The 22671-nt window shown below is 68.2% G+C and carries 24 protein-coding genes; 15 read left to right on the top strand and 9 right to left on the bottom strand.

The annotated features are described in order from the left end of the window. The first annotated feature begins 95 nt into the window (after positions 1 to 95). Positions 96 to 1778: a CdaR family transcriptional regulator gene (locus HQ308_RS12555; RefSeq protein ID WP_222646570.1), complete on the top strand. Its 1683-nt coding sequence runs from the start codon at positions 96 to 98 to the stop codon at positions 1776 to 1778. Here HQ308_RS12555 and HQ308_RS12550 read toward each other — a convergent pair. Together HQ308_RS12550 and HQ308_RS12545 are read right to left on the bottom strand one after the other, a co-directional pair. Next, entirely contained in the window at positions 1763 to 2395 is a 633-nt protein-coding gene (locus tag HQ308_RS12550) for a DUF2461 domain-containing protein (RefSeq protein ID WP_056446613.1), read from the bottom strand. The two genes, HQ308_RS12555 and HQ308_RS12550, sit on opposite strands and share 16 nt — an antisense overlap. A 65-nt stretch (positions 2396 to 2460) precedes the next feature. Then, complete coding sequence (locus HQ308_RS12545) at positions 2461 to 3597, bottom strand: acyl-CoA dehydrogenase family protein (protein ID WP_222646569.1); 1137 nt, start codon at positions 3595 to 3597, stop codon at positions 2461 to 2463. A 106-nt stretch (positions 3598 to 3703) separates the two neighbouring features. Here HQ308_RS12545 and HQ308_RS12540 point away from each other — a divergent pair, with 106 nt between their 5' ends. The 8 genes from HQ308_RS12540 to HQ308_RS12505 all read left to right on the top strand — a co-directional run bounded on the left by HQ308_RS12540 (position 3704) and on the right by HQ308_RS12505 (position 9387). Further along, entirely contained in the window at positions 3704 to 4276 is a 573-nt protein-coding gene (locus HQ308_RS12540) for a TetR/AcrR family transcriptional regulator (RefSeq protein WP_222646568.1), read from the top strand. Between the two features lie 75 nt (positions 4277 to 4351). Next, positions 4352 to 4828, top strand: a complete 477-nt coding sequence (locus tag HQ308_RS12535) for a VOC family protein (RefSeq protein ID WP_222646567.1) — start codon at positions 4352 to 4354, stop codon at positions 4826 to 4828. Positions 4829 to 4871: 43 nt separating this feature from the next. Continuing rightward, positions 4872 to 5549, top strand: coding sequence for a hypothetical protein (locus HQ308_RS12530; RefSeq protein WP_051612995.1), 678 nt, complete (start codon positions 4872 to 4874; stop codon positions 5547 to 5549). A gap of 235 nt (positions 5550 to 5784) precedes the next feature. Next, positions 5785 to 6399 carry a MaoC family dehydratase N-terminal domain-containing protein gene (locus HQ308_RS12525; RefSeq protein ID WP_222646566.1) on the top strand — a complete coding sequence of 205 codons (615 nt, stop codon included), beginning with the start codon at positions 5785 to 5787 and terminating at the stop codon, positions 6397 to 6399. Positions 6400 to 6528: 129 nt separating this feature from the next. Continuing rightward, positions 6529 to 7089 carry a pentapeptide repeat-containing protein gene (locus HQ308_RS12520; protein ID WP_307109751.1) on the top strand — a complete coding sequence of 187 codons (561 nt, stop codon included), beginning with the start codon at positions 6529 to 6531 and terminating at the stop codon, positions 7087 to 7089. Between the two features lie 289 nt (positions 7090 to 7378). Further along, positions 7379 to 7588 carry a dodecin gene (locus HQ308_RS12515; protein WP_027504346.1) on the top strand — a complete coding sequence of 70 codons (210 nt, stop codon included), beginning with the start codon at positions 7379 to 7381 and terminating at the stop codon, positions 7586 to 7588. 78 nt (positions 7589 to 7666) lie between these two features. After that, positions 7667 to 8815: a zinc-dependent alcohol dehydrogenase gene (locus HQ308_RS12510; RefSeq protein WP_222627954.1), complete on the top strand. Its 1149-nt coding sequence runs from the start codon at positions 7667 to 7669 to the stop codon at positions 8813 to 8815. Between the two features lie 11 nt (positions 8816 to 8826). Next, positions 8827 to 9387 carry a hypothetical protein gene (locus tag HQ308_RS12505; protein WP_222646564.1) on the top strand — a complete coding sequence of 187 codons (561 nt, stop codon included), beginning with the start codon at positions 8827 to 8829 and terminating at the stop codon, positions 9385 to 9387. Between the two features lie 12 nt (positions 9388 to 9399). On the opposite strand, the gene HQ308_RS12500 is transcribed toward HQ308_RS12505, so the two are convergent. The 3 genes from HQ308_RS12500 to HQ308_RS12490 form a co-directional block, all read right to left on the bottom strand. Beyond that, entirely contained in the window at positions 9400 to 10902 is a 1503-nt protein-coding gene (locus HQ308_RS12500) for a carboxyl transferase domain-containing protein (protein WP_222646668.1), read from the bottom strand. Continuing rightward, positions 10902 to 12110, bottom strand: a complete 1209-nt coding sequence (locus HQ308_RS12495) for a CaiB/BaiF CoA-transferase family protein (RefSeq protein ID WP_222646563.1) — start codon at positions 12108 to 12110, stop codon at positions 10902 to 10904. Before HQ308_RS12495 ends, HQ308_RS12500 begins: the two co-directional genes overlap by 1 nt. Before the next feature lie 112 nt (positions 12111 to 12222). Next, positions 12223 to 13596: an SLC13 family permease gene (locus HQ308_RS12490; RefSeq protein WP_222627960.1), complete on the bottom strand. Its 1374-nt coding sequence runs from the start codon at positions 13594 to 13596 to the stop codon at positions 12223 to 12225. Between the two features lie 208 nt (positions 13597 to 13804). Between HQ308_RS12490 and HQ308_RS12485 the strand changes: the two genes are divergently transcribed. The 6 genes from HQ308_RS12485 to HQ308_RS12460 all read left to right on the top strand — a co-directional run bounded on the left by HQ308_RS12485 (position 13805) and on the right by HQ308_RS12460 (position 18636). Next, a complete protein-coding gene (locus tag HQ308_RS12485; protein ID WP_222627962.1) occupies positions 13805 to 14500 on the top strand; it encodes a FadR/GntR family transcriptional regulator in 696 nt (231 codons plus the stop codon). Positions 14501 to 14592: 92 nt separating this feature from the next. Continuing rightward, positions 14593 to 15654, top strand: a complete 1062-nt coding sequence (locus tag HQ308_RS12480) for a hypothetical protein (RefSeq protein ID WP_222639621.1) — start codon at positions 14593 to 14595, stop codon at positions 15652 to 15654. A gap of 99 nt (positions 15655 to 15753) precedes the next feature. After that, on the top strand, positions 15754 to 16824 hold the full coding sequence (locus HQ308_RS12475) for an amidohydrolase family protein (RefSeq protein ID WP_222646562.1): 1071 nt from the start codon (positions 15754 to 15756) through the stop codon (positions 16822 to 16824). Positions 16825 to 16852: 28 nt separating this feature from the next. Further along, positions 16853 to 17914, top strand: coding sequence for a low specificity L-threonine aldolase (locus HQ308_RS12470; RefSeq protein ID WP_056446597.1), 1062 nt, complete (start codon positions 16853 to 16855; stop codon positions 17912 to 17914). 18 nt (positions 17915 to 17932) lie between these two features. Next, a complete protein-coding gene (locus HQ308_RS12465; RefSeq protein WP_051612997.1) occupies positions 17933 to 18286 on the top strand; it encodes a TetR/AcrR family transcriptional regulator in 354 nt (117 codons plus the stop codon). Then, positions 18283 to 18636, top strand: coding sequence for a hypothetical protein (locus HQ308_RS12460; protein ID WP_056446591.1), 354 nt, complete (start codon positions 18283 to 18285; stop codon positions 18634 to 18636). Before HQ308_RS12465 ends, HQ308_RS12460 begins: the two co-directional genes overlap by 4 nt. Before the next feature lie 3 nt (positions 18637 to 18639). Here the strand turns inward: HQ308_RS12460 and HQ308_RS12455 are convergent, their stop codons facing one another. The 4 genes from HQ308_RS12455 to HQ308_RS12440 form a co-directional block, all read right to left on the bottom strand. Further along, entirely contained in the window at positions 18640 to 19626 is a 987-nt protein-coding gene (locus HQ308_RS12455) for a D-glycerate dehydrogenase (protein ID WP_222646561.1), read from the bottom strand. Continuing rightward, positions 19623 to 20819, bottom strand: coding sequence for a CaiB/BaiF CoA-transferase family protein (locus HQ308_RS12450; RefSeq protein ID WP_222639630.1), 1197 nt, complete (start codon positions 20817 to 20819; stop codon positions 19623 to 19625). The genes HQ308_RS12455 and HQ308_RS12450 overlap by 4 nt, the downstream gene beginning before the upstream one ends. Before the next feature lie 13 nt (positions 20820 to 20832). Next, on the bottom strand, positions 20833 to 21354 hold the full coding sequence (locus HQ308_RS12445; protein WP_222646560.1) for a MarR family winged helix-turn-helix transcriptional regulator: 522 nt from the start codon (positions 21352 to 21354) through the stop codon (positions 20833 to 20835). A gap of 285 nt (positions 21355 to 21639) precedes the next feature. Further along, positions 21640 to 22644, bottom strand: coding sequence for an iron-siderophore ABC transporter substrate-binding protein (locus HQ308_RS12440; protein WP_222646559.1), 1005 nt, complete (start codon positions 22642 to 22644; stop codon positions 21640 to 21642). Positions 22645 to 22671: the final 27 nt, after the last annotated feature.

Genomic DNA, 22671 nt, shown 5'->3' with positions numbered 1-22671 from the left:
CCAAGCGGACGCGGCATCCTCGATATTCGGCCCAGCGTCCAAAGAAACACACCGACCCCTGTCCGATCGGACGAAGGACATTTAGAGTGCACGGCATGACCCGCACCTCGTCGACCCTCGACTCGATCGTGCGTGCGCTGCACTCCGCCTTCGTCGAGGTGCTCGTGGCACCGGCAGGGTCGGACGTGCCGATCGGGTCGGTGACGCTCGTCGACGCCGACGATCTGGCCGCCGAGCTCTACACGACCGCCGCCGCGGCGGACCTCTATCTGCTGGCGGGTGTGCGGGAAGCGGACGCCGTTGCGTGGTTCGACGACCTGGCGACGCGGAGCAGCGACCTTCGACCCACCGCGGTGATGTCGAAGATCGCCGCCGCGTCCTCGCTGATGCAGCACGCGGCTCGCACGGCCGGCGTCGCTCTCGTCGCGGTGCACACGCAGACCCGCTGGGACCGCCTCCTGTCGATGGTGCGCGGCGTGCTCGACCATTCCTCGCCGTCGATCACCACACCTCAACCGTCGTCCGCGGAACCGTCCGAACTGGCGGGACTGGTGGGCGCGGACACCGATCTCTTCGGGCTGGCGCACACCGTCGCGGTGCTCACGCGCGGGATGGTGAGCATCGAGGACCAGCGGTCGCACGTGTTGGCGTACTCGGCGTCGGACGATCAGGCGGACGAGCTGCGGACCCTGTCCATTCTCGGACGAGAAGGCCCCGCGGAGTATCTCCGGCGACTCGAGCAGTGGGGTGTCTACGACGCGGTCCGCCGTTCCGACGAGGTCGTCGAGGTGCCGGCGCACTCCGATCTGGGTATCCGACGGCGACTGGTCGCCGGCATCAGAACGACTGCCACCCAGGATGGTTCGGGCACACCACGACTGGTCGGCACGCTGTGGATCCAGGAAGGTCGTCGCCGGCTCACCGACGATGCTCCGAGCGTGCTGCAGGGCGCGGCCGCGGTGGCGGCACGGTTGATCACGCGCATCCTCGAGGCACCCACTAACGAGGCGGTGCAGATCCAGCGACTGCTCGGCGCTCGTGGCGGTGGGGTCGACGTGCCCTCACTCGCCGCGGCGCTGTCCATCCCGACGGACGGGCCGGCGGCGGTGATCGGTCTCGCCGCGGTGGACGGCGCCGCGCCCGATGCCCCCTCGTCGGCCACGATGGCCGATCTGTCCGGCGCGATCCGACTGCACGCCAGTTCCTTTCACCGACTGTCCCTGGTCACCACTCTCGGCGACCGCATCTACGTCCTCGTTCCACGGACCCGCGCGGAGGCCTCGGTGCCGTCGTGGACTCGCCGGTTGCTCGAGGGCATCGAGGGACGCACGGGGATCCGGTTGCGGGCCGCGGTGGCTTCGCCGGTGGCCGCCCTGTCCGAGGTCGCCGCCGCTCGCCGCGAGGTCGATCGCGTCCTGGACGGGACCGCCGGAGCAGACGACAGGGTGACCACACTCGCCGATTCGCGGACGTCCGTGCTGCTCGGTGAGATCGTCGATCTGCTCCTCGCGCACCCCTCGCTGCACGATCCGCGCATGGCGGCGCTCGTCGAGTACGACGCACGCACGTCCTCGTCGCTACGCGAGAGCATCGCGACGTATCTGCGGCACCCGTCCGACGTGCGCCGGGCCGCGGCCGACCTGCACGTGCACCCGAACACGTTGCGCTATCGGGTCCGACGGGCCGAGGAGATCACCGAGACGGACCTGTCGGATCCCGCCGCGCGACTGCTGATGGAACTCCAGTTGGCCGTGCTGGCACGTCAGGCCAGTACCTGACGGCACCATTCGAGAAGTGGTGTGAGATCACGCCAGGCGCCACGGATGTGATCGGCGCACTCTGCTGTGTCGAGCCACGGCGGGCAGCCGAAGGACCGTCCTGCCGTCAGGGACTTGTGGCGCAGCAGATCGATGCGGGGATGATCCGCGTCGTAGCCGCGCGGCGAGGTCTTCAGCCGGTCACCGCCGCGGTCGTAGCCGCGGCTCTCGAGATCGGCCACGATTCGCGCGAGCTCCGACCCGCGGACCTCGTCGTCGACGACGGCGCGGAACTGGGCGATGGAGTCGGACGTGGACGCGTAGAACCCGCCGGCGACCATGAGGCCGGAGGCGTCGACCTGCACGTACCACCCCGTGGACGGGGCCACCTGCACGTAGGCACCCTGGTGCGTCTTGTACGGCACCTTGTCCTTGGAGAAGCGGACGTCGCGGTGCGGCCGGAAGAGCTTGGCCGTCCCGAACTCCTCGGCCAGTAACTCCGTGAGCGCGGTCATGGGCGCGCGGACCGATTCGTCGTAGACGTGCTTGTGTTCGGCCCACCAGGTCTTGCTGTTGTCGACCTCGAGATCCTCGTAGAAATCGAGGGCGGCCTCCGGGATTCCGGTGAACGAGCTCATAGCGGGAGGCTATCGCCCCGTGCGCCCTGTGCGTACCGCTGGATGCGCATAGTGCGCACGGGGGGTCAGGCCAGCGACCGGCTGATCACCAGACGCTGGATCTGGTTGGTGCCCTCGAAGATCTGCGTGATCTTGGCGTCGCGCATGTACCGCTCGACCCGGAAGTCTCGGGTGTACCCGTAGCCTCCGAACACCTGCACGCCGTCGGTCGTCACCTTCATCGCCGCGTCCGTCGCCACGAGCTTGGCCACGGAGGCCTGACGTGAGAACGGCAGTCCGGCATCCTTGCGGCGTGCCGCGTCGATGTACGTCGCCCGGGCCGAGTCCACCGCCGCTGCCATGTCGGCCAGCACGAACCCGAGCCCTTGATGATCGATGATCTTGCGGCCGAACGTCGTTCGCTCCTGCGCATAGGCCACGGCATCGTCGAGCGCGGCCTGGGCGATGCCGACGGCGACGGCGGCGATGCCCAGCCTCCCGGCGTCGAGGGCACTGAACGCGATGCCGAGCCCCTGCCCCTCCTCGCCGATGCGGCGATCGGCCGACAGCACCGCGCCGTCGTAGTGGGCGGCCGTCGTGGGTATCGCGTGCAGCCCCATCTTCTCCTCCGGAGCTCCGAAGGAGAGCCCCTCGAGGTCGGCGGGCACGAGGAAGCAGGAGATGCCCCGCGAGCCCTCGCCGGTGCGCGCGAATAGCGTGTAGAAGTCCGCCTTGCCGCCGTGCGTGATCCAGGCCTTCGACCCGGTGACGGTGTACCCCTCCGGACCGGCCACGGCCTTGCAGGAGAGGGCGGCCGCGTCGCTGCCGGCCTGTGGCTCCGAGAGGCTGTAGGCGCCGATCGTGCGCCCACCGAGCATGTCCGGCAGCCACCGCGACTTCTGGTCCTCCGACCCGAAGGACATCAGCGGGTGGCACGAGAGCCCGTGCACGCTCACGGCGACGGCCACCGCGGCCCAGCGCGACGCCAGTTCCTCGAGCACCTGCAGATAGACCTCGTAGGACTGACCGCCGCCGCCCCACTCCTCCGGATACGGCAGGCTGAGCAGCCCCGCCTCGCCGAGCGTGGCGAAGACGCCGTCGGGATAGGTCTCGGCCTTCTCGTGTTCGTCGACGATGGGGTCGAGGACCTTGTCCGCGATGTCGCGGGTCAACTGGAGAAGGTCACGTGCGTCGTCGTTCGGCAGCAGTCGTTCGACAGCCATGGGTCCTCGTCTCGGTCGCGGATCGGATGAGGCGGCACCAGTACTGCAGCGGGCCCCTCAGTACTACGACAGTACTGCATGGCGTTCTGCAGTACTGTCGCTCACCATGACAGCAGCTCACGCGACGGCGCGGCGCGCGCAGCTCTTCGATTCCGTGGTGGCCCTGTTCCTGGCCGAAGGCTTCGCGCACCTCACTCTCAACGACATCGCCGGCCGCCTTCGGTGCTCGAAGAGCACGCTGTACACCCTCGCCGCGAGCAAGGACGACCTCGTCCGCTCCGCCGCGGTGCACTTCTTCACCTCGGCAGCGGTCCGCGTGGACGCGGCCTCCGACGCCGCGACGGGCACCCGCGAGCGCCTCGCGGCGTATCTGGGCGCGGTCGGTGAAGCACTCGCGCCGGCGTCGGAACGGTTCATGACCGACCTCGCCGACTTCGAGCCGTCGAGGCTCGTCTACGAACGCAACACCGCCATCGCGGCCGAGCGAGTCCGCGGCATCATCGACGACGGGGTCCGCGCCGGCGACGTGCGGGACGTCCACGCCGCGTTCGTCGCCGACGTCGCCGCGTCGGTGATGGTCTCGATCCAGAGCCGTGCCCTCGCCCGTCGCACGGGTCTGGACGACGCCGCCGCCTACCGGGAGCTGGCCACACTGCTGACTGCCGGCATCGCGCGATGACTTTCGCCGTCGGCCGGAGTCGACACGGCTGACGGGTCGAGTTCGCTCCGCCATCCGAAGACGAAGGACCTCACGATGCAGAAGATCACCCCCACACTGTGGTTCGACGACCGGGCCGAGGAGGCCGCGGAGTTCTACCTCGCGACGTTCGGCACGGGAGCGATACTGAACGTCAGCCGCTACGGGGACGGTGGACCCGGCGCCCCGGGCCGCGCGATGATGGTCGACTTCGAGCTCTTCGGTCAGCGATTCAACGCCCTGAACGGGGGGCCACAGTTCCCGTTCACCGAAGCGATCTCCATGGCTGTCAGCTGCGACGGGCAGGAAGAGGTCGACCGCTACTGGAACGCGCTCACGTCCGACGGTGGATCCGAGGGCCGGTGCGCCTGGTGCAAGGACAAGTTCGGGGTCTCCTGGCAGATCGTCCCGGTCCAGCTGATGCAGCTGATGAGCACCCCGGATCCGGCGGCGTCCCAGCGCGTCGTGCAGGCCATGCTGTCGATGTCGAAGATCGTGGTCGCCGACCTGCAGAAGGCCCACGACGGAGCCTGAGCGGCGACGTTTCCTCACGTCACACACCGGGCAATCCCCGAGCGTGAACGAGACGTCGATGCCCGTGCGCGCGCTCGCCCTGCCGTTCGGGCTGGGGTCGGCGCTGCGCCACGCCAAGCTGTTCCATCCCCACGGGAAGGTTCTGACGGGCACACTGCGCCGTACCGCCGAGGGCGACGCCGGACTGCCTGTGGGCACGTGCGAGGTGACGGTGCGCCTGTCCACCGCGCTCGGGCTGCCCCGACGGGTTCCCGACGTCGCGGGTCTCGCGTTGCGTCTCCCGCCGACCGACCGGGCCGACGGTGCCTGGGACATCCTCCTTGCCAGCGCCGGGCGGGAGGTCGTGACGCGGTGCGTTCCGCTCCCGGTGCTCGCGTTCGAGACGGCCTCCTTCTCGACGCTGATGCCGCTGCAGTTCGAGGGTGGTCAGTGGTGGGTCCGCGCGCGGGCCGTCGCCGCGCCGCCGCTGCCCACCCTGGACTCCATCGTCGACGCTGTACGTGCGAGGCCGCTGGTCTTCGAGTTCGAGCAGGCCGAGGGCACCGGGGCGTACGTCCCGTTGGCCGAACTGACGCTCGGCTCGGTCGACCAGTCCGGTGGCGACCTGTCGTTCGACCCGATCCGGCGCACTCCCGACAGTGTCCGGCCCGGTCCGGAATGGTTGCGGTCCCTCAGGGCGAGGGCCTACCTCGACAGTCGGCGCGGCCGGTCCGACACCTGACCTGAATGCGACCGACTCAGGTTCCCTGACCGATCTCGCGCCCACACCTCACGAGAACCGTGCACGCCGGCGGCGACCACGCACCCGCGCACCCGCGCACCCGCGCACCCGCGCACCCGCGCACCCGACCGACGGGGTTCGACTGCCGCATTTGTGGATATTCACACGCGAAGTAGGATTTGTTCACATACGCGTGTGCCGATGGGGGTGGGCGCGTCCCAGGGGAAGGCTCCACGTGACCAGCAATTCGGTGACCGACGACTCCGTGACAAGTGCTCACGAGACTCGCCCGCTCGTTCCGCACGAGCCCGATCACCGGTTCGAACGCAGCTCCCGCCTGGTCGGACACGCCTACGTCATCCCCGACTACTACGAGGTCGGCCGCGAGAAGATCCGCGAACTCTCCCGCGCCATCCAGAACGAACATCCGGCGCACCACAAGGAGGCCGCTGCGGCCGAGTTGGGATACGAGGGACTCGTCGCGCCCGCGACCTTCGTGAGCGTCGTCGGATCCATCGCCATCGACTATCTCTTCGCGCACATCCTCGTGGAGTACGAGATCACGGCAGTCATGCAGACCGATCAGAGCTTCGTTCTGCATCGCCCGGTCATGCAGGGAGATCAGCTGGTGTCCACTCTCCAGGTGCTGTCGATCCGCCAGTTCGCGGGCAACGACATCCTGGTGGTCCAGAACCATCTGACGTCGCACGGCGAGGACGTGTGCACCAGCACCACGACGTTCATCGCCCGGACCGATGCCGACGTGGACCCGCGAGCGGCGGCTCTCGTCGACGCCGTGCTCCCCGCCAGCGTGCCGCGGATGGGCCCCACCGCCCGCCCGACCGCCTGACCGCCTGCATTCCGACCGGCCTCCGGCCTTCCCGCCACACCCCGACCGGCCTCCGGCCTTCCCGCTAGAGTCCCCCGTGTGGAGGACGAATTCGCCGACCGGTCGTTCGAGGACGAGAACTACAACGAGATCGACGCACACGGCCAGCGGTGGGACAGGCGTTCGTACACGTCCTGCAGCTTCATCGACGCGGACCTCGGCGGTCTGACCACCCACGGTGTCGTCTTCACCGACTGCGACTTCTCCGGCGTGGATCTGACGGACTCGACGCACGTCGGGTCGGCCTTTCGCAACTGCGAGTTCCGGCGGAGCCGGTTGTGGCACAGCACCTTCCGCAGTACATCGTTTCTCGGTTCCGCCATCGCGGACTCGCGCATCACGCCCGCGGTCTTCGACGAGGTCGATCTCATGCTCACCTCGCTCGGCGGTCTCGACCTCCGCGGACTCGACCTCACCGGGGCGCGCCTGCGTGACGCCAACCTCGTCGGGACCGATCTCCGCAAGGCCACGCTGCGCGGTGTCGACTTCGGCGGTGCCCGCACCTCCGGGCTCCGGTTGAACGATGCGGATCTGCGGGGCAGCATCGCCGATGCCACGTTCTGGACGTCGGCCGTGCTCGACGGAGCTCGCATCGACACGGTCCAGGCACTCGCCTACGTGCACGCGCACGGTCTCACCGTCTCGGACTGAGTAGATCCGACCTCCGCCCGACTCCGAATAGAAGACGGAAACGGCCTCCCCGCCCGCGTGGTCCGTGCGGGAAGGCCGTTCCATCGGCAGGCTGTGGTCTCAACCTCACCGGGCGTCCACGCCGACGCACGCGCCGCCGCTGCCGCCGCACGTCTTCTACCCGAGCCACCCACTTCCGAAACGGACACAGGTGCTCGACCGCGTCGAACCGCGATGATCGGAACCCTGGACCGGACGACACCCGAGGACGCACGATGACGGGGAACTGTCACCGAGTGAAGGGCACACCATGAGCGACAACGTCTACCGCGTCACCGAGATCGTCGGAACCTCGACGGAGGGTGTCGACGACGCCATCCGCAAGGCCATCTCCCGCGCGAGCAGCACACTGCGGGAGCTCGACTGGTTCGAGGTCACCGAGACCCGCGGACACATCGAGAACGGCGCGGTCGCGCACTTCCAGGTGACGCTGAAGGTCGGCTTCAAACTCGACGACTGAGTGATCGGCGGGCACCGAATCGAGATTCACCCACCTGTTCGGTGTTTCCCCGCACGCGGGCCGGGTAGATCGCACCGCGTGAAAGCCATGACTTATCGAGGCCCGTACAAGGTCCGAGTGCAGAACAAGGACATGCCGACCATCGAGCATCCGAACGACGCCGTCGTCCGGGTCGAGATGGCGGCCATCTGTGGATCCGATCTCCACCTGTATCACGGCATGATGCCGGACACCAGGGTCGGGACGACGTTCGGTCACGAGTTCATCGGCGTGGTCGAGGAGGTCGGGCCGTCGGTCCGGAACCTGACACCGGGCGATCGGGTCATGGTGCCGTTCAACGTGTACTGCGGGTCGTGTTTCTTCTGCGCACGCGGCCTGTACTCCAACTGCCACAACGTCAATCCGAATGCGACGGCCGTCGGCGGCATCTACGGGTACTCCCACACGTGCGGCGGGTACGACGGAGGTCAGGCACAGTACGTCCGGGTACCGTTCGCCGACGTCGGGCCCTCGATCATTCCGGACTGGATGGACGACGAGGACGCGCTTCTGTGCACCGATGCCCTCGCCACCGGATACTTCGGCGCGCAGCTCGCGGACATCGTCGAGGGTGACACCGTGGCGGTGTTCGGAGCCGGTCCCGTCGGGCTGTTCGCCGCCACGTCTGCGTGGCTGATGGGCGCCGGCAGGGTGATCGTCGTCGACCACCTCGAGAACCGTCTCGCCAAGGCCCGCACCTTCGCCCACGCCGAGACGATCAACTTCGCGGAGCACGACGACCTCGTGGTGACCATGAAGAGGGCCACCGACCATCTCGGTGCGGACCGCGTGATCGACGCGGTGGGCGCCGAAGCCGACGGGAACTTCCTCCAGCACGTCACCGCCGCGAAGTTCACACTCCAGGGCGGGTCCCCCATCGCCCTCAATTGGGCCATCGACAGTGTCCGCAAGGGCGGGACGGTCTCGGTCGTGGGCGCGTACGGGCCCATGTTCAGTGCGGTCAAGTTCGGCGACGCGATGAACAAGGGGCTGACCCTGCGCATGAACCAGTGCCCCGTCAAGCGCCAATGGCCACGCTTGTTCTCGCACATTCGTAACGGCTACATCAAGCCCAGCGAGATCATCACCCATCGAATTCCGTTGGAGCACATCGCCGACGGTTACCACATCTTCTCGTCCAAGCTCGACGGCTGCATCAAGCCGATCGTGCTGCCGAACGCGAGCTGAGAGGACCACCCATGGTCTACCGTGCCGATCACCCACCCGTACCCGACCACGACGAGTTGCGCGCACGAATTCCCGGATGGGGTGTCGACCTCGATCCCGCAGACCGTCCGTCCGTGCCGCGAGAACGATTCGACCCCGGCGCGACCGGTGCGCACTGGGACTTCCCGGAGCGTCAACCCGAGCTGCGTCCCCGCGAACGATCCATCGAACACGGAACTCTTCCGCCGGTCTTCGGCACGACGGCACCTCTGCGCGGGGTGTCCGGCGCCGTGCGCCGGTTCGCTTATCGCTACAGCGAGGGCCGGGCGGCGCACTGGCTGCTACTCCTGGCGGGCGACCGCGTGGACGCCGTCGAATCCCACCTGCGTTCGCTGACCACCGTGCACCCCGACAACCCGATCACGCAGACCGGGATCCGCACCGAGATCACCCACCACGGGATGCGGTCGAGGCGGGGAACCACCCGCGTCGACATGCACCACGCGTGGATCGATCCGATCATCGTCGGCGGTCCGTGGGTTCTGGCGGGCGTGGCGGCCACCACGATCGTGCGCTCCCTCCGGAGGCGCTGACAGGGTTCCTCGTCACACCGCCGTCATGGCGGAACCGATCCGGTCGAAGCGCTTCTCCCGGGCGATCCTGCGCATGTCCGGATCTTCTGCCAGCAGATCGGCCAGCTCCCGGTGCAGCACCGAACCCACGCGATCGCAGAACGGCTGGACCTCGTCGGCGGCGTCGGGGTACTCCGGCACGATCAGATCCACGATGCCGGCGCCACGGAGGTCGAGCGACCGGACACCCTGGCGCACAGCCATGTCGGGGGCATGAGCGGTGTCGCGATGCACGATGGCGCTCGCACCTTCGGGTGGCAACGGAGAGAGCCACGCGTGCTGTGCAGCCAGGACGCGGTCCGCCGGAACCAGCGCGAGGGCGCCACCACCGGTGCCCTGGCCGAGCAGTACCGAGATGGTCGGCGTGTCCAGATCGACCATGTCCGCGATGGAGCGCGCGATCTCCGCGCCGAGCCCACCTTCCTCGGCCTCCTTCGACAGCGCGGCGCCCGCGGTGTCGATCACGGTCACCAACGGCAGTCGTAGTTCCGCAGCCAGGCGCATTCCCCGCCTCGCCTCACGCAGTGCTGCCGGACCCAGCGGGGTCAACGGCGTCTGGCCCCGGCGATCCTGCCCCAGCAGCACACAGGGCATGTCGCCGAAACGCACCAGCGCGAGAATCAGTCCGGGGTCCGTCTCACCCTGCCCGGTCCCGTTGAGCGGCAGCACGTCCGAGGCCGCGTTGTAGAGCAGCTCGCGGACACCCGGGCGGTCGGCCCGCCGGGACGCCACGATGGAGTCCCAGGCCGGGACGTCGTCGATCGACCACTCCGGCGCCGGCGCCGGCCGCGGGCGTGTCCCCGCCGGAAGCGTCATGATGCGCAGAGCGCGATCCACCACCTCGCCGAGTTGATCCGGTCGCTTCACCGCGTCCACGAGTCCGTGCGCCTGCAGGTTCTCCGATGTCTGCACCCCCGTCGGGAACGGCGTGTCGTAGAGGGCCTCGTACACCCGCGGGCCGAGGAACCCCACCAGCGCACCGGGTTCGGCGATGGTGACGTGACCGAGCGATCCCCAGGACGCGAACACTCCGCCCGTGGTGGGGTGCCGGAGATAGACGATGTACGGAAGATGTGCCGCTTTGTGGGCAGTGACCGCAGCCGTGATCTTGACCATCTGCAGGAACGCCACCGTGCCCTCCTGCATTCGCGTGCCGCCCGACGTCGGGAGCGCCAACAGCGGAAGGCGCTCGGCGGTCGCCCGGCGTACTGCCGTCGTCAGACGTTCCCCGGCCGCGACCCCGATGGAACCGCCGAGGAAACGGAACTCGCACAACAGGATCGCCACCCGCCGACCGGAGATGGTGGCGACACCGGTGATCACCGACTCGTCGAGTCCGGTCTTCTCCCGCGCCGCCGCGAGTTCCGCGGTGTACGCCTCGTCGACCGGATGATCGTGCGGGGTGGAGTCCCACGACTCGAAACTTCCCGCGTCGACCACGATGTCGAGCAGAGCGAGGGCACCGATGCCGGCCATCAGACGCTCTCCGCCAACCATGCGCGGACCAGATTCTCGTCGGCGCCCAGAACGGGCGGAGCGAGATGCCGGGTCTCGGTGGTCTCCGCTCCGTCGGCGTCGAAGAAGCGCAACGGCGGTCCGGGGAGTGTCACCTTCCCGAGCGTCTCGTGCTCGACGTCGACGAGAAGACCCTGCGACCGGGTCTGCTCCCATTCGTAGACTTCCTGGACGTTGCGCACCTTGCCGGCCGGGACGCCGATCTCGTCGAGAAGAGCGAGCAGCGGCTCGGTCTCGTACGTGCGGAAGATCTTCGACACCAGCTCGACGACGTCGTCCCGGCTACCGACGCGCTGCGGGTTGGTGGCCATGCCCTCGAGGTCCGGATCGATGCCGAAGCCGTCGCAGAAGCGATGCCACAGACCCTCGCTGCCCACCGAGATCTGCACCGCGCCGTCGGAGGTCGGGAACAGCCCGTACGGGCAGATGGAGGGGTGGTGATTGCCCTGCGCCTGTCCGATCTCCCCCGCGACGGTCCACTTCGTGCCCTGGAAGGCGTGCACTCCCACGACGCTCGCGAGAAGCGAGGTGCGCACCACCTTTCCGCGCCCCGTGCGATCTCGTTCCCGAAGTGCGGCGAGCACTCCGAAAGCTCCGTACATGCCCGCCAGGAGGTCGGCGATGGGAACGCCCACGCGTTGGACGTCGTCCGGCCCGGAGCCCGTGAAGGACATGAGGCCGGCCTCCCCCTGTGCGATCTGGTCGTAGCCGGAGCGGCCGCCCTCCGGACCGTCGTGGCCGAAACCGCTGATGGACAACACGACCAGGCCGGGATTGAGCTCGGCCAGTCGCTCGGTCGTGAATCCCAACCGGTCGAGAACACCGGTGCGGAAGTTCTCGAGCAGAACGTCGGCCTTGGCGATCATCGCCTCGAGGGCGTCGCGACCGTCGTCCGTCTTGAGGTCGAGGGCGATCGACCGCTTGTTCCGATTGGCGGAGAGGAAGTAGGTCGATTCGCGGTCGGCGTGACCGTCACCCGGCTCCGGTGTGACGAAGGGCGGGCCCCACACGCGGGTGTCGTCACCACCCTTGGGCGATTCGATCTTGATGACGTCCGCACCGAGATCGCCGAGCATCATCGCGGCGTGCGGTCCTGCGAGGGCGCGGGTGAGATCGACGACGACGGTGCCGTCGAGGGGGCCGGTCCTGCCCGTGGTGTTGAGAGGCATGGCGTTTCTCGATCCTGTCGGAGAGCGTGGCTTTGGTTCGGTGACCTAGTGGCCTAGCCAATTAAGGAGACCACGACGCCCACGTGATGTCAACGGAGCGTCGGCGGAGCGGTTACATCCAGCCGGGGACGACGAGCACGGCCCAGGCCACCAGTGGTCCGATGGCCACGACCAGCGCGCTGTACTTCAGAATCTGCCGGTAGAAGACGTCGCGATCGACGCCCTGCGCGTTGGCGAGCACCAACGCGCCGTTCGTCGAGAACGGGCTGACGTCGACGATGGTGGACGAGATGGCGAGCGCGACGATCACGCCGACGGCACCCACCTCACCTGCCAGCAGGAACGGCACTGCCAGCGGAATGGTGACGCCCAGGATCGCGGTGGAGGATGCGAAGGCGGACACGATCGCACCGATGTAGCAGAGCAGGACGGCGACGAGCAGCGGGATGCCGATGCCGGCGACGGCGTTACCGACGTACTCGACCGTGCCCGCTTCCTGCAGCACCCCGACGAAGGTCAGAATTCCTCCGATCAGAAGGACGGTGGACCAACTGATCTGGTTGATCGCACCCTTCTGCGCCTTCGGCGACGCCAGTGCCAGCACCACCGCGACCGTCATGGACACGAAGCCCACGTCGAGATCGAGGATCAGCGACAGGACTGCCAGCGACACGAGTCCCACGAGGGTGAGAATCTGATCGGGCGTGATCGCCTTGACCGCCGTGGCCAGCGGAGGCGCGTTCTCCACGGTGACAGTCTGGGACGGACGCTTGGTCGTCGTCGCACCGAAACCGCGCATCACGGTCGTCCGCGTGGTGCCGCCGCCCACGGAACCCGGATCGCCGTCCGGCCTGAGACCGTCGTCGTCGTGGACGCTGCGCCCGATGAGCGACCGTCCGCCCAGGAACGTGAAGAGCAGTGCTCCGATGGCCGCGTTGAACAGCAGACTTCCGAGGAACAGAGTCAGCGGACTGTTGGTGAGCCCGGCGTCGGCCGCGATGCGGTTGACGGTGACTCCGTAGATGCTGATCGGCGAGAACCCGCCCGCCTGGGCACCGTGGATGACCATCATGCCCATGAGCAGCGCATTGATCTTGTAGCGCGCCGCGAAGCCGAGGGCGATGGGTGCCACGATCGCCACGGCTGCGGGGCCCAGTGCCCCGATCGCCGTGAGAACGCCGGTGATACCGAACATCACCCACGGAATGAGCGCGACCCTCCCCCCGACGAGTCGTACGGCGCCACGGACCAGGAGGTCGACGGTGCCGTTGTTCTGGGCGATCGCGAAGAGATACGTGATGCCGACGAGGGTGAGGAAGAGACTGCTCGGGAATCCCCCGATGATCTGGTCCGTGTCCATGCCGACGGCGAGCGTGCCGACGAGGAACGCTGCGACGAAGCCCAGGGCGCCCATGTTCACCGGCAGCACCGTGGCTGCGAGGAACATGACGACCAGCGCGAGAATGGGTATCAACTCGGTCGACATCGATGGTCTCCGGTCCGTGTGAGTGTCTCGCGGGCGTCTGCCCGAGAGCGTCAGTGGCGAAGTGGACTAGCCACTGAGACACCGATGACTCTGGCAGTGAACTGAGTCACTGTCAACCCTCACTGTGGGCGGAGTAACGACGCCGTGGTGGCGCTACTCTGTGGGTGAGTGGAGCAGAGCACGAGTGACGCAGAGAACGGGTGACCCAGTGGCCGACCAGATCCGTCCGGTGAACCGCCCGCGGTTGTACGAGGTGATCGTCGAGCAGTTGTGCGACCACATCGCGGCGCGCGACATGCAGGTCGGCGAACGATTGCCGGCCGAGCGCGAACTCGCCGGCCAGCTCGGCGTCAGTCGCGCGTCCCTCAGCCAGGCCCTGGTGGCTCTCGAGGTGCAGGGCATCCTGTCCGTGCGGCACGGCGACGGAGCAGTACTGGTTCGTAGACCGGTGGGCGACATGGCCATTCGGGCGCTCCGCGAGCACGCCGATCGCCTTCCCGAGGTCATCGAGGCGCGTGAGGCACTCGAGGTCAAACTGGCCGAACTGGCCGCGGCCCGGCGCAGTGACGACGAGATGCGCGCCATCGACCACGCCCTGGACGTCATGGAGGCGGAGATCTCCGGCGGTGAGCGAGGAGTGTCGGGGGACGAACTGTTCCACCGGGCCGTGACGGCCGCGGCGCATTCCCCGCTCCTCGCCCGGTTGATGGGCGAGATCGCCGAACTGATTCGCGAGACCCGCATCGAGTCGCTGTCGCAATCGGATCGCCCACGATCGTCTCTCGAAGGTCATCGGCGTATCGCCGAGGCCATCCGGCGCGAGGACACCGTGGAAGCCGGACGTGCGATGGCCGATCACATCCGCCTGGTCTCCGACGTGGAACTACTTCGGGCCGAACGCTAGCGAGCGCGGTCTCGCGCGAGAGAGGCCGCGACGCAAGGGCTGGAGTCGCCGCCGCGCCGTTTCCGAACGACCGACACGGGTAGCCGACCAGGATGCCCGTCGTCAGAGTCGCGTCCGATCCCGGCTTCGCCGCCGCCGTCGCCGACTCCGTCGCGGCCGATCTCGACGGATCGGCCACGCGCGACGGCGACGTGCTCACCGTCGACCAGGTCGCGATCCCGTTGCCACCGGTACAGAGCGGCAGCCCCGACCTGGACACCTGGGCGTCCCTGCTCGGCCATACCGGGGGCAGCGAGGACATCCTCACCGTGTGCGTGTCCGAGATACCGCGGCGCGTGCGGTCCCGCCCCGTACTCGCCGAGATCGTCGGGCCGTCGATGGTGGTCGTCTACGTTCCGTCGTTCGGGACCCACCGAGTCGCGCCGCGGGCGCGCGCCGTCACGCTGGCCGCGCTGGAAGCGCTACGCGACGCCACCGGTGTCGACAGGCCCGATCCCGCCACGGGTCTCGCGCACTGGTCCACCGTCTCCGGCCACGACGCCCTGGTGGCGCCCGCCCTGGCGGGACGAGCGCGAGTGGTCGCGGGCATGATCCGCACCAACCGCCCGTGGCGGTTGATGCCGACGTTGTCCGGCGCACTCGCCGCGGCGACCGCGACGTCCGCGTTCGGCCTCTTCTACTCGAGCATCTGGCAGATGGCGGCCTCGATGTCGATCGTGCGTCTGTCAGCGGTGTCCGCCACCGCCCTCGTGGCCGTGACGACATGGCTCATCGTGCCGAACGGACTGTGGGAGAGGCGCGCTCGACGCGAGCGTGGGTTCGATCGCACGATGTACAACCTCGCCACCCTCGGTACGGTCGTGTCCGGGGTGGCCGTCATGTACGCGGTCCTGTTCGCGGTGGTCGGCGCGGCGGCCGCGGTGGTGATCTCTCCGTCGTTCCTGTCCGAACAGATCGGGCGTGCGGCGAACCTCTCCGATTACGTTCGCCTGGCCTGGCTCTCGGCATCACTCGGCACCGTGGCGGGCGCCGTCGGCAGCACCGTGGCCGACCGGGAGCAGATTCTCCGTGCGACGTTCGGACACCGCGAGGTCCTTCGTCGACGCGCAGCTGCCGGCCGACTGGACGACACGCAGGACCACGTCGACTCGTGACCGGTCCCGAATTCCGATGAAAACATCAGGAGTGGCACCGACGCCTGTTACGTTGCCGCAGAGCCGGGGGGACGGCTTCCGCACACGGGGGGAACGACGATGGCGACACGACGACAGGCTCTGCAGACTCTGATCGGCGGAGGCGTGCTCGGCACGGGGCTGCTCGCGGCCACGGGACCGACGGCCTCGGCCGCTCCCACAGGCGCGTATCGAGTGGACCTACACGCGCACATGATCCCGCCGATGTATCGGGAGGCCGTGCTGCGCGCCGGGCTTCTGGTTCCGGGCGGCCTACCGCTGCCCGCGTGGTCGCCGGAGTCCGCTCTCGCGTTCATGGACGAGTTCGGCATCGCGGCCCAGGTGCTCTCGATCTCCGACCCCGGAGTGCGGTTCGTGCGCGGCCTCGAGGCGGTGCGCCTCGCGCGCTCCTGCAACGACTACGCGGCCGACCAGGTTCGACTGCATCCCACTCGTTTCGGCTCCCTGGTCACCGTGCCACTTCCGGACGTGCCGGCGTCCCTCGCCGAGATCGCGTACGGCCTGGACGTGCTGGGAATGGACGGGGTGGCACTGCTGTCGTCGTACGACGGCATCTACCTCGGTGACCCACGCTTCGAGCCGATCATGGCGTTGCTCGACGCGCGGTCCGCGCTCGTCTTCGTGCACCCCGGCGAGCTCCCCGCGGGTTCGGCTCCCCCACTGCCGCTTCCGAGCTTCCTCCTCGAGTTCCCGTTCGAGACCACACGGACCGCGGTCGAGATGATCGCGGCCGGCACCCTCGACCGGTATCCGAACATCCGCTTCGTCCTCGCTCACGCGGGTGGTTGCCTGCCGTACCTCGCCACGCGGCTGAATGCGCCCCGCGCCGTCGCACCGGATCAGATCCCGTCCGTGTCGCTGCTCGGCCTCGAGGGTGCACTGCGACGCTTCCATTACGACACCGCACTGTCCGCCTCGGCGTCGTCGCTGCGATCGGTGCTCGAAGTGACCGACGTCGACCACATCGTCTTCGGAACCGACTGGCCCTTCAGCGGACTCACCTACTCCGCCTCGGACACGGACGACCCGGCCCCCGGCCTGTCCGACGTGTTCGACGGCGACGGCCGGGCACGGGTGGAACGCGCCAATCCCCTCGCGCTGCTCCCTCGGCTGGCGGCGGAGCTGCGGTAGCCGGTCGAGGTTCTGCCACCATGGGGGTATGGCCACGAGCACCACTGCCCCACTCACCGGATATCTCAGCGACAACGCCGCGGGCACCGCCCCGGAGATCCTCGCGGCCATGGCGGAGGCATCGACCGGGCTCGCAGCCCCGTACGGCAACGATCCGACGTCCGCTCGTCTCACGACGCTGATGGCCGACGTCTTCGAGCGTCCCGTCGACGTGTTCGTTGTCGGAACCGGTTCGGCGGCCAACGGACTGGCGCTGGCCGCGTGTACACCGCCGTGGGGCAGCATCCTCACTCATCCCGACGGCCACATCACCAACGACGAGGCCGGCGCTCCGGAGTTCTTCACCGACGGCGCCAAGATCGTCCTCGTGGACGGCCCCCGTTCGACGATGGATCCCACCGCACTGCGCGCCGCGGTCGTGCGACGACGCGGCGACGTCCACAGTGTCCAGCCGTCGGTGGTGAGCCTCACGCAGGTCACCGAGACGGGCAGCGTCCACACCCTGGACGAGGTGCGTGAGGTGTCGACCATCGCGCACGATGCCGGACTCCGCGTGCACATGGACGGCGCCCGGTTCGCCAACGCGCTCGTGGCCCTCGAGTGCACGCCGGCCGAGATGACCTGGCGAGCAGGCGTGGACATCCTGTCCTTCGGCGCGACGAAGAACGGCACGATGACCGCCGAGGCCATCGTGTCGTTCGATCCCTCGTTGTCCACCGAACTGGCGTTCCGACACAAGCGCGGTGGCCAGCTGACGTCCAAGATGCGGTTCCAGAGCGCGCAACTGGTCGCGTACCTGGAGAACGACCTCTGGATGCGTCATGCGCGGAACGCCAACGCGATGGCCGCGCGGCTCCGAGACGGGCTCCGACAGATCGGGGGCATCGAGGTCGTGGGCGACGCGTCGGCGAACATGTCCTACTTCCGCTTCCCCGCTGCTCTGACACAGGCACTGCACGACCGCGGATTCACGTTCTACGACGACCGGTGGGAGCCGGGGGTCGTGCGTCTCGTGACGTCGTTCGCGCACACTGCGCGCGACGTGGACGCGTTCGTCGATGCCGTGCGGGCGCTCGCCATTATTGACTGATCAGTCTAGAATGGGTGCATGCCGAGACCGCGCGAGTTCGACACGGACACTGTGCTCGCGGCCGCCGTCGACACGTTCGTCCGTCACGGTTACACCGGCGCGTCCGTCGATCAGATCCTCGACGCCGTCGGCATCCGACGGGCGAGCCTCTACAACGCGTTCGGAAGCAAGCGCGGACTGTTCCTCACCGCACTGCGCTCGACGCACTCCACGATGCCTCTGCTTCTCGTCGCTCTCATGGATCTGGCCCCCTCCGATCCCTCGGTGAGGCAGGAGATCCGCGAGAAGTTGGTTGCCGAGAACATCGACGCACGGGCACTGGGCGACGCGATACTCACGCGCGCCTGCATCGAGAGAAAGGGCACAGCATGAACACCGTGACCATCGTCGACGGCCGACTGGTCGTCGAACCACGCGGCCTCGACAAGCTCTGGAGCTTCACGCGCCGACTCGACATTCCGCTGTCCGAGGTGAAGGGCGCCACCGTCGACACCGGTGTACGGCGTGAGCCCAGGGGCATCAGGGCTCCGGGCCTCTCGATACCGGGAAAGTACGCCGGCACCTTCCATCGTGACGGCGAGAAAGTGTTCTGGAACGTCGGGGACCCGGTGCGCAACATTGTGATCGAGCTCGACGGCACCGGACGGTTCGATCGACTCGTCCTGACGGTGGACGATCCGACCCGAACGGAGAACGCGGTCAACGCCGCACTCGCGACCTAGTTCTCACAGGTCCGCCCATGCCTCCGGATTGACGGCGTGGGGCGGCATCGTGCCGGCGGCCATCGCGACGGCGTTCTCCGCGCACAGACGCGCCATCTCGCTCCGCACCGACACCGTCGCGCTCCCGACGTGCGGCAGCAGCACGGTGTTGGCCAGCTCCGACAGGCCGGGTGCCGTGGCCGGTTCGTCCTCGTAGACGTCGAGCCCCGCACCGGCGATCACGCCGTCCCGCAACGCCTCCACCAGAGCGGACTCGTCGACCACCGGCCCGCGCGCGGTGTTCACCAGAATCGCGGAGGTCTTCATCGCGCCGAGAACCCGAGCATCGACGAGGTGGTACGTCGCCTCGGTCAGCGGAACGTGCAGGGACAGGAAGTCGCTCGTCGCCACCAACTCGTCCCACGAGACGTGCTCGACGCGACCGCCGAACTCGTCGAGCTCCGCATCGTCGACGGGCCTGTCGGACGGGGGCCGTGGGCAGAACCGCACCGTCATACCGAATCCGAGAGCGCGCCGCGCCGTCGCGCGGGCGATGCGCCCGAATCCTGCCAGTCCCAGCACCCGTCCGGACACGTCCGTGCCGAGCATCAGGTCCGGTGCCCATCCGGTGAACTCACCGGCGCGCACCGTCCGGTCCGCCTCGAGCGCCCGACGCGCGGTGGCCAGCATCAGCAGGAGAGCGATGTCCGCCGTGGAGTCCGTCAGGACGCCCGGAGTGTTCCCGACGACGATGCCTCGGACGGTGGCGGCGCCGACGTCGATGTTGTCGACACCCACCGCGTAGTTGGAGATCCCACGCAGCCGCGCACCGGCGAGCAGTGCGCTGTCGAACCGGTCCCGGAGCTGGGCCACCACCACGTCGTAGTCGCCGGAGGCGCATCGCTCCGCCAGCGCGACGTGATCGAGCGCGATCACGTCGACGTCGGCGGCGCGGCGCAGAATCTCCATACGTGGTTCGGGAATCGGCAGGGTGACCAGAATCCGTGTCATGCGTCGTGCTCGCTCTCGGTGCGTCCCAACAGTTCCCGCAGTACTTCGGCGGTGTGCTCGCCGAGGTCCGGTCCGAGCGATCGGATGGGAACGGACGCGTCGCCGATGACGGGCACCACACCGACGAAACCCACGTCCACCGGAGTCTCACCACCGACGTCCACGGGGAACGTCTGAATCATGTTGCGCGCTCGGTACTGTGGATCCCGCACGATGTCGGCGGCCGTGTAGATGGGCCCCGACGGCACACCGGCCCGATCGAGCACCGCCAACGCCTCGTCGCGGGAGTGCAGCATGGTCCAGGCGGAGATGGCCGCGTCCAGTTCGTCCCGACGTCGCCAGCGGCCGGCGTTGGCGGACAGCTCGGGATCCGCGCCGAGATCCGGCCGACCGATCGTCTCCATGTAGCGCTGGAAGATGGCGTCGCCGTTGCCGGCGATGATGATCGAGTGACCGTCGTTGCAAGGGTACGCATTCGAGGGCGCGATGCCTTCCATCCGCCCACCGGTGCGTTCGCGTTCCACTCCGTAGGCGAGGTAGTCGGGTACCAGCGATTCCATCATCGACAGAATCGACTCGTTGAGCGCGACGTCGATCGAGCGTTGCTCGAGCGAGAGCTCGCTCGACGCGGTCTGGCGTCGGAACAGAGCCATGACACAACCGAAGGCGGCGTAGAGGCCGGCGATGGAGTCACCGATCGACACTCCGACGCGAACCGGTGGTCGGTCGGGGTCGCCGACGAGGTTGCGAAATCCCCCGTAGGCCTCCGCGACGGCGGCGAAGCCCGGACGCTCGGCCATCGGACCGGTCTGCCCGAAAGCGGAGATGCGGGTGATGATGAGATCGGGGTTCCTCTCGCTCAACCGCTCCGGCGAGAGTCCCCATTTCTCGAGAGTGCCGGGCCGAAAGTTCTCGAGCACGATGTCGCACTGCGCGGCGAGATCCAGCACGTCCTGCCGCCCCTGCTCGGTGCGCAGATCGAGCACGATCGACTTCTTGTTGCGGTTGATCGTCCGGTACAACATCGACGTGGTACCGGAATAGAGACGCCAGTTCCGGATCTCGTCGCCGGTGCCGGGTCGCTCGACCTTGATCACCTCCGCGCCGAAGTCCGCGAGCATGCGTCCCGCGGTCGGCGCGGCGATGTAGTTGCCGAGCTCCAGCACTCGAATGCCGGTCAGCGGTAGCGACATGGGGTCCTCTCCGTCAGTCCCGGTCGTCCGGGCGCACGTCCTGCTCGGGATACCGGTCCATCAGCATCCTGTGGACCGCCGGGTTCGCACCCTCGAGCACCCGGCCCGCGAGTCGCCCGAGCTCGAGTGCGTCCTCACGACCGAGGCGGTCGACGACCAGTTCTCGCACCTGCGCGACGTGACCGGGAGCCGCGCGACGAACGATCTCCATGCCCTCGTCGGTCAACGTCACCGCGGTCTGCCCACCGGGGCCTCCGCGCGGCCCCCGCTCGACCCATCCCCGCGACTCCATACGCGTGAGTGCATGGGAGACCCGAGAGAGTGATCCTGCGGCGAAGGCAGCGATCTCACTCGTCGGCGAACTCCGACCAGGAGACTCGGACAGACCGGCCAGAAGCATGTATTCGAAGTGGTTGACCCCCGTGGCGTTCTTCAACTGCGAGTTCAGTACTGCGGGGAGCGCCTCGAGGAGGCCTGCGACCGCGAGCCACGCGCGTACCTCGTCGGGTCGCAGCCACTCGACGTCGTCGTTCACACACCCAGCCTAGGTGTCGTGAACCTTCACTGCCCTCACGTGACGATGCAACTCGACGACACCACAGAGTGTTGACACTTCACTACATCGGCAGAACGGCACCGCCGTGCAGATCGGGATCGACAACTCCGTGTCGGCCGTCGTCGAGTACGACACCGGCCACCGCGTCACCGCTCGCGAGCGGGTGGCGCATCTCTTGGACGGACCATGCTGCGGGGCATCGAGTTGCTCGGCACCGAGGTCGCGCCGCTGGTGAAGGCACGCGTGAGCGATCGCCTCCGAGCATCACGACCGGAGCGCCTCCGCCAGCATGGGCACCACGGTGTCGAGTGCGTACTGCAGCGAGAGCGCCGAGTTGGTGGAGTAGGACTTCGCCACCGCCGGGTCGTCGAACACGATCGCATGCCCCTGCGCCACGGCCGGGATGCTGCGGAACAGCGGGTTCTGCTCGATGTCCTGCGCAGTCTTGCCGATCGGAAACATGACGACGAGATCCGCGTCGAGCAGACCCAGCTGCTCGTCCGCGATCGGTACGGAGAACCGCACCGGGGTCATCGATGCGATGGTCGGGTTCTGCCGGAACCCGAGCCGCAACAGGAACTGCACCCGCTCGCTGTCCTCTATGTAGGCGCCGTAGCCGGTTCCGCTGAGGGCGCCCACCGTCACGGTCTTCTCTGCGAACTCCGGATGGTCCGCAGCGGCCGTGCGGAAGCCGTCGTCCAGCCCTGCGATCAGCTCGGCGCCCTTCTCGGGCACACCGAGCGCCGCGGCAACCATGGTGACCTGATCCTCGTAGGACGTCGTGTAGTTCTCCGCACCCTCCGGGATGCCGACGGTCGGGGCGATGGCCGCCAGGCGGTCGTGCCGGCCGACGTCGCCCGAGCTCTTGGTGTCGAGGATCAGATCCGGCTCGAGTGCCGCCACGGCTTCGTAGGACGGTTCCAGGGTTCCGATGATCTCGGGTGGTGTGTCGTAGAGACCCTCCGCCCACGGACCGACGCCCTCTCCGCCGAAGTCGAGCCAGTCGCTGGCACCGACCGGCTGGAACCCGAGGGCCAATGCCGTCTCCGCGTCCCCCCACCCCAGCGCCACGACGCGCGTCGGCGCCGATTCGAGGTCGACGGCGCCGAACGCGGTGTCGACCGTCGCGGGATAGACGCCGCCGGCCGCTGTCTGCGCCGCGTCGCGGCCGTCCTCGGTGGCGGCCGACGAGCACGACACGGTGAGGGCCACCGTCGCGACGAGTACAGGGATCAGTCGCCTCACGGGCGCACACACGGTGAGAAACATTGCGTTAGCCTAACCTAACCTGAGGCC

The sequence above is a fragment of the Rhodococcus sp. BP-241 genome, from assembly GCF_019836145.1.
Lineage (GTDB): Bacteria > Actinomycetota > Actinomycetes > Mycobacteriales > Mycobacteriaceae > Rhodococcoides.
Note: the sequence above shows the minus strand (reverse complement) of the source record. Positions and strands in the feature narration are given on the sequence as shown.

What these genes read in the sequence shown, in the direction of transcription:
- HQ308_RS12495 (WP_222646563.1), bottom strand. Translation starts at nt 12,110, where the DNA reads ATGCCTCTCAACACCACGGGCAGGACCGGCCCCCTCGACGGCACCGTC.
- HQ308_RS12465 (WP_051612997.1), top strand. Translation starts at nt 17,933, where the DNA reads ATGCCGAGACCGCGCGAGTTCGACACGGACACTGTGCTCGCGGCCGCC.
- HQ308_RS12535 (WP_222646567.1), top strand. Translation starts at nt 4,352, where the DNA reads ATGCAGAAGATCACCCCCACACTGTGGTTCGACGACCGGGCCGAGGAG.
- HQ308_RS12550 (WP_056446613.1), bottom strand. Translation starts at nt 2,395, where the DNA reads ATGAGCTCGTTCACCGGAATCCCGGAGGCCGCCCTCGATTTCTACGAG.
- HQ308_RS12540 (WP_222646568.1), top strand. Translation starts at nt 3,704, where the DNA reads ATGACAGCAGCTCACGCGACGGCGCGGCGCGCGCAGCTCTTCGATTCC.
- HQ308_RS12505 (WP_222646564.1), top strand. Translation starts at nt 8,827, where the DNA reads ATGGTCTACCGTGCCGATCACCCACCCGTACCCGACCACGACGAGTTG.
- HQ308_RS12490 (WP_222627960.1), bottom strand. Translation starts at nt 13,596, where the DNA reads ATGTCGACCGAGTTGATACCCATTCTCGCGCTGGTCGTCATGTTCCTC.
- HQ308_RS12455 (WP_222646561.1), bottom strand. Translation starts at nt 19,626, where the DNA reads ATGACACGGATTCTGGTCACCCTGCCGATTCCCGAACCACGTATGGAG.
- HQ308_RS12440 (WP_222646559.1), bottom strand. Translation starts at nt 22,644, where the DNA reads ATGTTTCTCACCGTGTGTGCGCCCGTGAGGCGACTGATCCCTGTACTC.
- HQ308_RS12480 (WP_222639621.1), top strand. Translation starts at nt 14,593, where the DNA reads ATGCCCGTCGTCAGAGTCGCGTCCGATCCCGGCTTCGCCGCCGCCGTC.
- HQ308_RS12545 (WP_222646569.1), bottom strand. Translation starts at nt 3,597, where the DNA reads ATGGCTGTCGAACGACTGCTGCCGAACGACGACGCACGTGACCTTCTC.
- HQ308_RS12515 (WP_027504346.1), top strand. Translation starts at nt 7,379, where the DNA reads ATGAGCGACAACGTCTACCGCGTCACCGAGATCGTCGGAACCTCGACG.
- HQ308_RS12475 (WP_222646562.1), top strand. Translation starts at nt 15,754, where the DNA reads ATGGCGACACGACGACAGGCTCTGCAGACTCTGATCGGCGGAGGCGTG.
- HQ308_RS12500 (WP_222646668.1), bottom strand. Translation starts at nt 10,902, where the DNA reads ATGGCCGGCATCGGTGCCCTCGCTCTGCTCGACATCGTGGTCGACGCG.
- HQ308_RS12450 (WP_222639630.1), bottom strand. Translation starts at nt 20,819, where the DNA reads ATGTCGCTACCGCTGACCGGCATTCGAGTGCTGGAGCTCGGCAACTAC.
- HQ308_RS12460 (WP_056446591.1), top strand. Translation starts at nt 18,283, where the DNA reads ATGAACACCGTGACCATCGTCGACGGCCGACTGGTCGTCGAACCACGC.
- HQ308_RS12470 (WP_056446597.1), top strand. Translation starts at nt 16,853, where the DNA reads ATGGCCACGAGCACCACTGCCCCACTCACCGGATATCTCAGCGACAAC.
- HQ308_RS12555 (WP_222646570.1), top strand. Translation starts at nt 96, where the DNA reads ATGACCCGCACCTCGTCGACCCTCGACTCGATCGTGCGTGCGCTGCAC.